The organism is Clostridium sp. JNZ X4-2, from assembly GCF_054889485.1.
The window spans coordinates 355,583-369,328 of record NZ_CM142685.1 but is presented as its reverse complement, the minus strand read 5'-3'; the positions used below and the strand labels follow the sequence as shown (position 1 = coordinate 369,328).

The following is a 13,746-nucleotide window of genomic DNA, read 5'->3' as shown; positions in this document are numbered from 1 at the left end:
GTGAGTTTGAAGCTGAGATACCTGAGTTTGAACTGCTGTTTGTCCAGCTGACTTCTTTTCTTCAGTAATAGTCCGGTCATATAGCTTTCCAATTCACAGGATAATAAGGATGATAATATTCCTAAATCTGATACCATATCTTCTTGATACCTTGAAAGATTTATACTGAGAGCCGAATCAAAATTTATAATTGTATCATTGCATTATCATAACCTCCCAGCATTTATCATGTTATAAAAATTATAGCATATATTAATTAACTGCACTAACCCAAGTCTCTCAATCAGCAATATTCTTAATCAGCTTATTTATATTTAACTCTTATTACTGGAAATAACATTTATCATTCCTCTATTAAATTTATAAAATCTTTGTTTTGTAAACATAAAAAACACCGTGTAATTTTTTTGAATAACACGGTGTTAAAATAATTATTTTTTTAAATCACTGCTGACTCCTTTCAGCAGCTTCCGCATCCGCTTTAGTCATATGGACTGTATTTCGAGGATGCTCAGGAGGTGCATAAATAGAGTATACTTTAAGTGGTTTATTGCCTGTATTGACGACATTATGCCATGTGCCAGCTGGCACCATTATTGCAAAATCATCTTCCACTCTTCTCTGAAAATTCAAGTTATCTTTTCTATTTCCCATTCTAACAAGTCCCTGACCTTCTTCAACACGTATAAACTGATCAACATTTGGATGCATTTCCAGTCCAATGTCATCACCAACATTTATGCTCATTAATGTGACTTGAAGATGTTTTCCTGTCCATAATGCAGTACGAAAGTTATTATTCTGCTCAGTAGCTTCATTTATATTTACTACAAAGGGCTGTGGTCCATAATCTCTCAATTGAATTGAGTTGTTATCCCTTTCCATTTCTACAGAGTCAAATTTTGAATCATACTTAACCCTATTATCACAGAAACTAATTGTATTATCAAACCCTCTCCAATAATTCAAATCACCTTTTGGTATATTGTCTAAATAAGGGCATAAATATGAGTTATAATAGTAATAGCATGGATGTCTTCTATAATTATTATACATACCATTCCTTTCTTGTATATTATTATAAGATTATAATATGTCATGATTTTTGAAAACGTGATTATATTCATTCTATATAAAATCATATCTTAATTATAGAAGGGAATCAGTATAATGTCTGATGCTGATAAAATATTAAAACAGCTTTTAAAAGGCACTGAATGAAACAAACAAATCCCTACTTGAAATGTACGGTGCCCATGAAGTTGAAATAAGAACCTTAAGGCGTAAGCCAGTTTAAATAATATTGAATAAAAAAAGTCCACGCACTGGCAAACTATATAAACAAGGCGTACCTGGATTTGTGTAAATCGAATCCAGGTACGCCCTAATTAAAGCCAGAAACCCAGTATTCATGCTGGTTTCCGGCTTTGATTAGATTATTCCCACTCGATAGTAGCAGGTGGTTTGCTGGTTATATCATACACAATTCTGTTTACACCTTTGACTTCATTTACTATTCTTCTGGATATTTTATCTAGCACAGGATAAGGTATCCTCGCCCAGTCCGAAGTCATGGCATCCGTGGATATGACGGCTCTGAGGGCAACGGTGTAGCAGTAGGTCCTCTCATCACCCATTACTCCTACGGAACGTATATTGGGAAGGCATGCAAAGTACTGCCATATGGATTCATCCAATCCTGCCTTCGCTATTTCTTCTCTAAATATTGCATCTGCTTCTCTGGTTATTTCAAGTTTCTCCTCTGTAATATCTCCCAAAACTCTTATTGCAAGACCAGGTCCTGGAAATGGCTGCCTCCAAACTAACTTATGGGGTATACCAAGTTTTTCTCCTACAGCCCTAACTTCATCTTTAAATAATTCCCTGAGAGGTTCTATAAGTTTAAAGTCCATGTTTTCTGGAAGTCCCCCTACATTATGGTGACTTTTTATAGTATCGGAAGTTCCAAGACCACTTTCAACCACATCAGGATATATAGTTCCCTGAACTAAGAAAGCTATTTCCCCCAGTTTTTTAGCTTCTTCTTCAAATACCCTTATAAATTCCTCTCCTATTATTTTTCTCTTTTTTTCAGGATCGGATATTCCCTTTAATTTTCCCAAAAATCTGTCCCTGGCATTTACTCTTATAAAATTCATATCAAACTGTTTTTTAAATACATGTTCTACCTGATTTCCCTCATCTTTTCTAAGAAGTCCATGATCCACAAAAATACAGGTAAGTTTTTTCCCCACAGCTCTATGTACAAGAACTGCCGCTACGGAAGAATCCACACCTCCGGACATGGCACATATCACTTTTTTATCCCCAACTTTTTCCCTTATAAGCTCTACTTTTTCCTCCACAAAAGAAGACATGGACCAATCTCCTTTTAAGTTGCAGATCTCAAGTAAAAAATTTGTAATCATTTTTCTACCAAAAGGAGTATGCTGAACTTCCGGGTGAAATTGAACTCCATATATCTTTTTGGAATCATTTCCTACAGCTGCCACAGGACATTCATCAGTAGCAGCTATAACTTTAAAACCCTCTGGCGCACGGGATACCACATCTGTATGGCTCATCCAGCAGCTCTGCTCTTTATCTATGCCACGGAACAAAACACTGTTGTTATCCAACATTACATTTGCCTTTCCATATTCTCTGACTGCAGCGCTCTTAACCTCTCCACCTAAATTAGCACATATAAATTGATGTCCATAGCATATACCCAAAATTGGGATTCCCAGTTTGAAAATATCCTCACTTATTTTTGGTGCGTTTTTCCCGTATACACTTTTAGGGCCACCCGTAAATATTATCCCCTTGGGATTTTTATCTATTATACTATCTAAGGAACAGGTATAAGGAACTATCTCACAATACACATTATTTTCCCTGACTCTTCTTGCTATAAGTTGATTATATTGTCCGCCAAAATCAATTACAATGACCATCTGCCTATTCATAAATTTCCTCCTAACCACCTAAATGATTGCAATAATTATCATAATTTTAACTGATTTAATTATATCACCCAAAAACACATATGGTACATAAACCAATTACACAAAATGAATACTTTGGTTTCATTATTCCTGTCTGACACTATAGTTAGGAGCTTCCCTGGTCATGGATATATCGTGAGGATGACTTTCTCTAAGACCTGCCGAGGATTGGATTACAAAAGTAGCTTTTTCATGCAGATCCTTTAATGTAGGTGCTCCTAAATATCCCATTCCTGAACGTACTCCTCCTAAAAGCTGAAATATAGTATCCGCCACAGGTCCTTTATAAGGTACCCTTCCCTCTACTCCTTCAGGCACTAATTTTTTATTTCCCTCCTGAAAATATCTATCCTTGCTTCCACAAGCCATAGCACTTAAAGAACCCATTCCCCTATAGACCTTATAGCTTCTCCCTTTATATATTTCAGTTTCACCTGGAGCCTCATCACAACCTGCAAACATAGAACCCATCATAGCTACCTTTGCTCCGGCCGCCAATGCTTTTACTATATCTCCTGAATACTTTATTCCACCATCTGCAATAACTGGGATACCAAATTTATCAGCCTCTTCTACACAATCCATTACTGCCGTAAGCTGTGGTACGCCCACCCCTGATATTACCCTGGTTGTACATATGGATCCCGGTCCGATACCTACTTTTACTGAATCCGCTCCAGCTTTGATTAAATCTCTGGTAGCTTCTGCCGTTGCAACATTTCCTGCAATAATTTGCAATTCAGGGTAGTTTTGTTTTATAGTCTCCACGGCTTTTAAAACTCCTTTTGAATGACCATGTGCTGTATCTACAGTTATGACATCAACTCCTACTTTAACCAGTGAATCCACTCTATCCATCATATCTCTAGTAACACCTACAGCAGCGCCACATAAAAGCCTTCCTTTACTGTCTTTAGCACTTCGTGGAAATTTCTTCACCTTTTCTATATCTTTTATAGTTATAAGTCCCCTTAAATTATTATTTTCATCAACCAAAGGCAGTTTTTCTATTTTATGAGTTTTCAATATTTCCTTGGCTTCTTCAATAGTAGTATTTTCAGGTGCTGTTATAAGATTCTTGCTGGTCATCGCCTGAGAGATCTTATTATCATAATTAGTTTCAAAAACTATATCCCTATTTGTGATTATACCTACTAACTTTCCGTCTACAGTGATTGGAATACCGGATATTCTGTATTTACTCATAAGTGTAAGTGCATCATTTATGGTATTATCCGGTGAAAGGTAAAAGGGATCTGTAATTACTCCATTTTCCTGTCTTTTCACCTTGTCTACTTCTATAGACTGCTGTTCTATAGACATATTTTTATGTATTATTCCAATGCCCCCTTCTCTTGCCATAGCAATAGCCATTTTTGAATCAGTGACAGTATCCATACTGGAACTCATAAGAGGTATATTTAATTTGATTTTTTTAGTTAGATTAGTTGCTAGTGAAACTTCTCTGGGTAGAACTTCAGATTTGTTTGGTACTAAGAGTACATCATCAAAAGTATAAGCTGCTTTTAAAATCTTTGCCAATTAAAATCACTCCTAAAATTATAATATATTAATAGTAATTCTTAAAATACTATTTAATTTAATAAAAAATCCATACTAAATTCATTTATGATGAAATTAATATGGTTGTGCCATAATAATTCCACTCATAGTCGGAAATTTACGGCTTCCGGTAGATACTCCCTGCCATATTCAGGAAATATATGAGTTGGAAAAATTCTATTTTCGATATATTTCTATCTATCTTATTAACTATTTACACTATTTTATTCAATTTTTTTGCTTTTGTCAATGTGAATTTATGTTATTTCAAAAAGCAGCACAAAATTTATTATATAAAATGACCCCATATCTAATGACATGAGGCCATTTTACCCAAAGGCTACCATTGCCAGTGTACCCCGTTCTCTTGAAAACATGGGTATGATGAACACTGCTACGCCCTTAGATAAATTCTTCTAAGATTCAGATACGAAAAGCATTCCTTTTGAATCTAAGAATTACTTGATATATATTTAATTGAGAATTAGTACATTCCGTCCATTCCGCCCATTCCAGGTGCACCAGGTGCTGGAGAAGGAGTATTCTTCTCTGGAATATCTGCTACTGCTGCTTCTGTAGTCAAGAATGTAGCTGCCACAGATGCTGCATTTTGAAGTGCTGATCTTGTAACTTTAGTTGGATCTACTATTCCGCTTTCAACCATATCTACATATTCATCCTTTAATACGTTGTAGCCAATACCAACTTTACTATTTCTAACTTTTTCAATTATTACAGAACCTTCAGCACCGGCATTAGCTGCTATTTGTCTAACTGGTTCCTCCAATGCCTTTCTTACTATATCTATACCAACTTTTACATCTGGTATATCAGAAGTTAATTTTTCCACTTCCGGAATTGCATTGATATAAGCAGTTCCGCCGCCAGGTCCCATACCTTCTTCAACTCCTGCCTTAGTAGCTGCTAAAGCATCTTCTATTCTCATTTTTTTCTCTTTTAATTCAGTTTCAGTTGCTGCTCCAACTTTTATTACGGCTACTCCGCCTGCAAGTTTAGCAAGTCTTTCCTGCAGTTTTTCCTTATCAAAGTCAGAAGTAGTCTCCTCTATCTGTACCTTGATTTGAGATACTCTATCCTTAATAGCCTTTTTATCTCCTCTTCCATTTACTATGGTAGTATTTTCTTTATCTATCTTTACTGATTCAGCTCTTCCCAAATCCTCTAATGTTACTTCCTTCAAGTCTCTTCCAAGTTCTTCAGAAATCACCTGACCACCAGTAAGTACTGCTATATCTTGAAGCATTTCTTTTCTTCTGTCTCCAAAACCAGGTGCTTTTACTGCTACGCAGGTAAATGTTCCTCTCAATTTATTTACAACTAAAGTTGTAAGTGCTTCGCCCTCTACATCTTCAGCTATTATAAGTAACTTTTTCCCTTGTTGAACTATCTTCTCAAGTAATGGAAGTATATCTTGAATATTTGATAGCTTTTTATCTGTTATTAAAATATACGGATCTTCTAGTGCAGCTTCCATCTTTTCTGTATCTGTAACCATATACGCACTTAAATAACCTCTGTCAAATTGCATACCCTCAACTACTTCTAATTCAGTTCCCATAGTTTTAGATTCTTCAACGGTTATAACACCCTCATTGCCTACTTTTTCCATAGCATCAGCTATTAATTTACCAATTTCCTCATCAGAAGCTGATATAGCTGCAATTCTTGCTATATCTCCTTTTCCATTTACAGTTCTTGAAATCTTCTTTATTTCCTCTACAGCCTTATCTACAGCTATTTTTATACCTTGTCTTATAAGCATTGGATTAGCTCCGGCTGTAACATTTTTTAATCCTTCTCTTATTATAGCCTGAGCAAGTAAAGTTGCAGTAGTAGTTCCATCTCCTGCTACATCATTTGTCTTTGTAGCAACTTCCTTTACAAGCTGAGCTCCCATGTTTTCATAAGGATCTTCCAATTCTATTTCTTTTGCTATGGTAACACCATCATTTGTAATAAGTGGTGACCCGAACTTTTTATCAAGTATTACATTTCTTCCCTTAGGTCCCAGGGTGATTTTTACTGTATTTGCTAATTTATTTACGCCCTCTTGCATCTTTGCTCTTGCATCTTCACTGAATAAAATACTCTTTGCCATAAAAAAACCTCCTTACAACTACTTATCATAATAAATACCTTTTATTTTTAAAAATCAACTTTTCTACTCAATTATACCTAATATATCATCTTGCCTTAAGATGGTATATTCTGTACCATCTATTTTCACTTCATTTCCAGCATATTTGGAGAATAATACTCTTTCTCCTACTTTAACTCCTATCTTGACTTCCTTTCCATCAACTATTCCACCAGGTCCTACTGCTATAACTTCTGCTTCCTGTGGCTTTTCTTTAGCAGTACCTGGCAAAACGATACCACTTTTTGTAGTTTCCTCTGCTTCAATTTTTTTAATTACAACCCTGTCTCCAAGTGGTCTAATTTTCATCTAAACCCCTCCTTCAAAATACTTTAAATTTATTTTAATTTATTTTTTAGCTTTCCTTGTTAGCACTCATTAATTATGAGTGCTAATACAATTATTATAATAATGAATACCATTTATATTATCAAATTTAAATTTGACATATATTATACTATTTTTCATAAAAAACATCTAATATGCTTTAATTAAATAGCTATTTCAGCCTATTTCTATTAATTTCATAAATATACTGATATGCAGATATTTCATAAAGAAACCAATATTATTATTTTCCTACTAGCCCTACATATACATAGTAATTAAAACTTATTTAAACAAAAAGCAATAAGCAATGTTTTAAATTTACTTATTACTATCTGATTGAAATTTTTTTACCATTTTAGCTATTATTTTTTCTCCCTTCAATATACCTATTACAAATAATAAAGTCATCATTACAGCTATAATTATCAATACTATTTTATTTCCCGAATATATATTTGAGCCAAAATAAGTGGAAATGATTATTCCGGGCAATCTTCCAAGAGTTGAACATAATACAAAATTTCTAAGACTAATACTGGATATGCCGCATATGTAAGCTAGAATATCTTTAGGTATACCTGGAATTAAATACAGTAAAAATACTATGGAATTCACACTTCCCAGCTGCAATATCTTATCAAAAAATCTTAAATGCCTTTTAGATATTATTTTATTTACAAGAGGTTTCCCATAAATTCTGGACACACTACAGCCGAGTATACTTCCCGCTGTTATGCCTATAATGGACAATATACTTCCAAATAAAGTACCATATATATATCCTCCTGCAATTTGAATAATTTCCCCGGGTATAAAAAAGGCTACCACCTGTAAAACTTGAATAAGTAAAAACACCGATATGCCATATCTGCCATAGGACATTACTATATTTTTTATTTTATTAGGATCCCTGAATATATAAATATATTTATGATAATATTCATAAGCTGCAACAAGCAATATAATCAGTATCACACCTAATACTAGATAGGATTTATATTCTGCTATTTTTTTTTTAAATTTTTCACTATAAGTTTTCAACTTATATCACCTGATAACATACTTGTATTTTAATATTAATTATATCCAGTTAATTTTATCATATACTTCTCTGGACTAAAATATGATTTATAGCAATTCTAACACAAACCACCTGCATTATTAAGTTAAATTTCAATTAAATTTTAAAGATAAAAAAGAGCTGCCGCACAATTAGCTTGTGCCACAGCCCCTTTTAAGTTATCTATTTAAATTAATTTCTCTGAATCTTTTTAAATTTTCGTTGGAAAGTACAGATTTCTTATTGGACTGTTTACTAAACTTCACCAGCTGTGGTTTTGCCTTCATGATTTGCGTCATTGCGGCCGATCCACCAATACATCCGCCCTGGCACATCATTCCCTCTATAAAGTTGCCCTGAAGCCTTTTTGATTTAGCCATGGTCATAGCCTTTTTTATCTCATCTTTTCCGCTTACCCTCACAGGTTTAAATGAAATGTCACATTTTTTGTCACTTATATAGTTTTCTATGGCAGCTGTAAGCCCCCCTTCCTGGGCGAATCCTCTTCCATAAAGAGATGCATCATCTACAGATGTATCCTCATAATCTTCAGGTTCTGCACCAAATACCCCCATAAGTGCCGATATTTCTTCAAATGTCAGAACATAATCCACTGCACCTTTTACAGATTCCCTGTTTATTTCACTTTTCTTAGCAGTACAAGGTCCTATAAAAACTACTACTGCATTTTTATTTTCCTTTTTAATCATTCTAGCTGCGGCAATCATAGGTGAAACAGTGCTGGATATGCTTGACACTTCCCCCGGAAATTTGTTTTCAATATAACTCATAAATCCTGTACAGCATGAATTTGTCATGTATTTATCTCCTGATTTCATTCTCTCCACAAATTCATTTGCTTCATTTACAGTTACTGCATCTGCCCCGCAGGCAGCTTCCACCATATCCTTAAATCCAAGTTTTCTCAATGCGCTCTTAGCTTGTCCTACTGTAACCTTAGCTCCAAATTGACCTGTTATAGCAGGAGCTACTACAGCATATACTTCTTTTTTTTCATATAGAGCATTTATAACTTCTGAAATATAACTTCTATCTGATATAGCTCCAAATGGACATGCTGCCATACAGGCACCGCAATTGATACAATTCTTCTTGTCTATCATTGCCTTCTTACTATCTGAATTTATCTCCAGTGCCCCCGTTGGGCAGGACCTTTTGCAAGGCCTCATTACTTCTGCTATGGCATTATAAGGGCATACCTTTTTACACATGCCGCATTCTTTGCAGATATCATGATCTATATGTGATCTGCCGTTAATTCTTGATATTGCCTTTGCCGGGCACACTTCCATACATTTATGCTGTATACATCCCCTACAGGCTTCTGTTACACTGTATTTATATATTGGGCACCTGTCACAGGCAGCTGAAAGAACATACATTATATGATCCCTGTCTGAAATATGTTTTAAATCCAATGTAATATTACTAGTAGGAACAAATCCCGAAGCCAACAGAGCTCTTTCATATACAACTGCTCTTTCTTTATATACACAACATCTATATTCCGCTTTATCATCATCCTGAATTATTTTATATGGCACCTTTTCCAATTCTTCTTTATTTAATTTATTTTCCCTAGCCAAAGAAGCAACTTCCTTTAGCACTAAATATTTTAATCTTTTTAACGGGGTTTCAAAATTTACCATTCTAGTATCCTCCATAACATTTAATAATGTGCTTTCCATTATTTAAATTATAACAGATTGTAGTTTTAAATGTAACAGTTTTACAAAATTAGCGCTTATTTTTCTAGTTTCTTAATTAGCAAGAGTATACAATGTTCTAGTTTTAAATTTAATTGGTATCAGTATAACTGTAAAAAATGGTACAGGTGCAAATAAAGCCTAAATAAGTTAAAAGGTATTTTTCCGGGTACAGCAAAAGAAGAGCAATCCAATGTTCAACCCAGGACTGCCCTTCCCTTATAAAAAAACTGCCTCAAAGTAAATTTTCAAAAGGTTCCAATGGATTAAACATTTCTTGTGAGCAAATTCCACTCGAACCTAAGAATTACTTTATTTAGATGGTTTAAATGTTGTACAACAGGTATCATCACTGGTATTAGGTTTCTTGCCCCTCATGGGATTAACCTCCAGTTCATCAGCATTGCAGCAATTATTTTCCCAGTAATTACAGCAGTCAACACCACATTTGACTTCCATTCTAGGTGAATTCATAATATAAGTCTCCTTTCATTTATAATTTATAAAATTTACAAAACTTAGTATTACCAAAACAATGATTGATATACCAGTAAATTATTAATATATAATGAAAAAAGCATAAACAAATACTATATTTTTATATTATTTTCCCTTGCGTAATAGAACAAATACTGCTGGGCAAATCCCGATAGCTGACCAAATTTATCTATTCCAAAATCCCTTATCTTTTTCAAAGACACATCTGGTGCTAAATAGAAGTGATTCATGGCTCTCTTCACCCAGACATCTACAGGAAATGCAGAATACTTTTGCATGGAAAAAAGCATAATGCAATCTGCAACTTTAGGTCCTATACCCATAAACTTCTGCAATTCCTTATGGCACACTTCAGCCTCCTGCCTTCCAATCCAATCAATATCATATGATTCATCATAATTTTGTTCACCTGCAGTACCATTACAACAAATTTTCTGTACAGTATCTACAATATATTTATTTCTAAAACCAGTTCCACAGGATGCAAGTTCCTCTAGACTTGCTTCTTTTAAGCTCTCCAGTTTGGGAAAACTATAATATGTTTTTGCCTTATATTCTATAGGTTCTCCCCATTTTTCACTTATATTTTTTATATCCTTTTTTATCATTGGTATTCTATTATTTGCAGATATTATAAAGGAAATAATAAGCTCAAGAGGATCCTGCTTTAAAAGTCTAATTCCTCTTCCAAACCCTACAGCTTTTTTTAAGATTGGATCTTCACCAAGTATATTCTTTATTTCATCATAATCCCTATACAGATCAAAATAATCCGCCCATATTTCTTTAAAATCCTTCTGAGATGTATTATACAATAATACATCATTATTTCTTTTTTCCACTTCAATGACTTTTCCCAAAGCTACCCCTATGTAATTTTCATTTTCTTCTCTCTTCCATCTGAAACACTGCCCGCAATCAAATATATGAGGTAATTCAAAATTTTTTACATCCTTTATTACAACTCCATCTTTAAAATCCTCTATATAATTAAAATCCATATATCTGCTCCTTTATGTTATTCCACAAAATATCTAAAAAAACTGTACTAGGAAATTCCAGTACAGTTTTTTAATTATTTTTTCAAATAGTCATCTATAGCCTTTGCTGCCTTTTTACCTGCTCCCATGGCAAGTATTACAGTTGCAGCTCCAGTTACTGCATCTCCTCCAGCATATATTCCTTCTCTTGTAGTAAGTCCAGTATCCTCTTGTGCCACCAAACATTTGCGCTTGTTCATTTCAAGCCCCTTTGTAGTAGAAGCTATAAGTGGATTTGGTGAAGTTCCAAGGGCCATGATCACTGTATCCACATCCAAGTCAAATTCCGAACCTTCTATTTTAACAGGTCTTCTCCTTCCGGATGCATCCGGTTCACCTAATTTCATCTTTGCACATCGTATTCCCTTAACCCAGCCTTTTTCGTCTCCTAATATTTCTACCGGATTAGTTAAAAGATGAAAATTTATTCCCTCTTCCTTAGCATGATGAACTTCTTCTGCCCTTGCTGGAATTTCCGATTCGGATCTTCTGTATATTATATATACTTCTGCTCCCAGTCTAAGTGCTGTTCTTGCAGAATCCATTGCAACATTTCCTCCGCCTACTACAGCAACCTTCTTGCCAACCTTTATAGGTGTATCATAATCCTTTTTAAATGCCTTCATAAGATTGCTTCTTGTCAAAAACTCATTGGCAGAGAACACTCCATTGAGGTTTTCCCCGGGTATGCCCATAAATCTTGGCAGTCCTGCTCCTGAACCTATAAATACTGCCTGAAAACCTTCCTTTTCCACAAGTTCATCTATAGTAATGGTTCTCCCTACTATTACATCTGTTTCTATTTTAACCCCTAATTTTTTTACATTTTCCACTTCATGTCCTACTACTGTATCTTTAGGAAGTCTGAATTCCGGAATACCATATACCAAAACTCCACCTGCCTTATGTAATGCTTCAAATATGGTAACATCATATCCAAGCTTAGCCAAATCTCCTGCACAAGTAAGTCCTGATGGCCCGCTGCCTATTACAGCCACTTTTTTCCCATTTTTCGGCAAGGTATTGGATAAATCCACATTGTTTTTTCTAGACCAGTCTGCTACAAACCTTTCCAATTTTCCTATGGCAATAGCATCTCCCTTTATTCCAAGCACACATTTTCCCTCACATTGAGTTTCCTGGGGACATACTCTTCCACAGACTGCCGGAAGTGCACTGGACTCAGCTATTATTTTAGCAGCTTCCTCAAAATTCTTATTCTTAACCTGTTCAATAAACTTAGGTATGCTTATAGAAACAGGACATTGAGTTATGCACAATGGTTTTTTACAGTTAAGGCACCTAGATGCTTCCTTTACAGCTTCCTCTTCAGTATATCCAAGACATACTTCTTCAAAATTGGCAGCCCTTACTTTAGGATCCTGCTCCCTTATAGGAACTCTTTTCTTCCTGTCTATTTTCTCTGCATGACATTCACAGCCTTTTCTGTCGAAAGTATCTCCTTCTTCTTTCTTTAATATTTTCTTTCCCTCTTCAGTCTTGTACATAGCCTGTCTTCTCATAGCTTCATCAAAATCTATAAGGTGTCCATCAAACTCTGGCCCGTCCACACAGGCAAATTTTACTTCTCCGCCTATGGTAACCCTGCAGGCCCCGCACATTCCAGTACCATCTACCATTATTGGATTCAAGCTTACTATGGTTTTAATTCCATATTTTTTAGTGAGCTGGGTTATGAACTTCATCATTATCATAGGTCCTATAGCAATTACATAATCATAATCTTTAGTTTTTTTATCAATAAGCTCCTTTAAAAGATCTGTAACAAAGCCTTTGTAACCATAACTTCCATCATCAGTAGCTATATAGAGATTATCACAAATTGGTTTTAGCTCTTCTTCAAAAAGCAGGTAATTTTTTGATTTGCATCCCACTATGACATCTGCATTTATTCCATGCTTGTGAAGCCACTTTACCTGTGGGTACACCGGTGCAGTACCAACGCCTCCTGCTACAAATATTATATTCTTTTTCTTAAGCTGCTCAATATCTTCGTTGACAAACTCAGAATGCTGTCCCAGTGGTCCAACAAAGTCTTCAAAATATTGTCCCACATTGTACTCAGCCATTCTTTTTGTTGAATCTCCCATTGTCTGGAATACTATTGTAACCGTACCTTTTTCTGAATCATAATCACAGATAGTCAAAGGTATTCTTTCACCTTTTTCATCTATTTTTACTATAATAAATTGTCCCGGCAGACAGGATTTTGCAACTCTTGGTGCTTCTATGTCCATTAAAAATATGTTGGGTGCTAATTCCCTTTTCTGTACTATTTTATACATATCATTCCGCCACTTAAAACATTCAAATTCTATAGGTTCCTACAGAATAAATGTCT

10 protein-coding genes and 1 riboswitch are annotated in these 13,746 nt (G+C 34.8%); all 10 genes read right to left on the bottom strand.

From position 1 onward, the window contains the following. Nucleotides 1-444: 444 nt before the first annotated feature. On the bottom strand, nt 445-1,056 hold the full coding sequence (locus ACYUJ6_RS01855; RefSeq protein ID WP_461844196.1) for a cupin domain-containing protein: 612 nt from the start codon (nt 1,054-1,056) through the stop codon (nt 445-447). Between the two features lie 380 nt (nt 1,057-1,436). Continuing rightward, the gene (gene guaA, locus ACYUJ6_RS01850) at nt 1,437-2,969 is read right to left on the bottom strand and encodes a glutamine-hydrolyzing GMP synthase (RefSeq protein WP_461844195.1); all 1,533 of its coding nucleotides are present in this window, start codon (nt 2,967-2,969) and stop codon (nt 1,437-1,439) included. 123 nt (nt 2,970-3,092) lie between these two features. Then, a complete protein-coding gene (gene guaB / locus ACYUJ6_RS01845) occupies nt 3,093-4,550 on the bottom strand; it encodes an IMP dehydrogenase (RefSeq protein WP_461844194.1) in 1,458 nt (485 codons plus the stop codon). A gap of 108 nt (nt 4,551-4,658) precedes the next feature. Beyond that, nucleotides 4,659-4,756, bottom strand: a riboswitch (purine riboswitch). Nucleotides 4,757-5,055: 299 nt separating this feature from the next. Continuing rightward, nucleotides 5,056-6,690, bottom strand: coding sequence for a chaperonin GroEL (groL, locus tag ACYUJ6_RS01840; RefSeq protein ID WP_461844193.1), 1,635 nt, complete (start codon nt 6,688-6,690; stop codon nt 5,056-5,058). Nucleotides 6,691-6,753: 63 nt separating this feature from the next. Further along, complete coding sequence (gene groES / locus ACYUJ6_RS01835; RefSeq protein ID WP_461844192.1) at nt 6,754-7,038, bottom strand: co-chaperone GroES; 285 nt, start codon at nt 7,036-7,038, stop codon at nt 6,754-6,756. A 339-nt stretch (nt 7,039-7,377) separates the two neighbouring features. Then, nucleotides 7,378-8,100: a TVP38/TMEM64 family protein gene (locus ACYUJ6_RS01830; RefSeq protein WP_461844191.1), complete on the bottom strand. Its 723-nt coding sequence runs from the start codon at nt 8,098-8,100 to the stop codon at nt 7,378-7,380. A gap of 198 nt (nt 8,101-8,298) precedes the next feature. Beyond that, nucleotides 8,299-9,789: a 4Fe-4S dicluster domain-containing protein gene (locus ACYUJ6_RS01825; RefSeq protein WP_461844190.1), complete on the bottom strand. Its 1,491-nt coding sequence runs from the start codon at nt 9,787-9,789 to the stop codon at nt 8,299-8,301. Between the two features lie 369 nt (nt 9,790-10,158). Next, nucleotides 10,159-10,320: a DUF1540 domain-containing protein gene (locus ACYUJ6_RS01820; RefSeq protein ID WP_461844189.1), complete on the bottom strand. Its 162-nt coding sequence runs from the start codon at nt 10,318-10,320 to the stop codon at nt 10,159-10,161. Between the two features lie 116 nt (nt 10,321-10,436). Next, nucleotides 10,437-11,345, bottom strand: coding sequence for a DNA-3-methyladenine glycosylase family protein (locus tag ACYUJ6_RS01815; protein ID WP_461844188.1), 909 nt, complete (start codon nt 11,343-11,345; stop codon nt 10,437-10,439). Between the two features lie 74 nt (nt 11,346-11,419). After that, complete coding sequence (locus tag ACYUJ6_RS01810) at nt 11,420-13,690, bottom strand: bifunctional dihydroorotate dehydrogenase B NAD binding subunit/NADPH-dependent glutamate synthase (protein WP_461844187.1); 2,271 nt, start codon at nt 13,688-13,690, stop codon at nt 11,420-11,422. Nucleotides 13,691-13,746 lie beyond the last annotated feature (56 nt).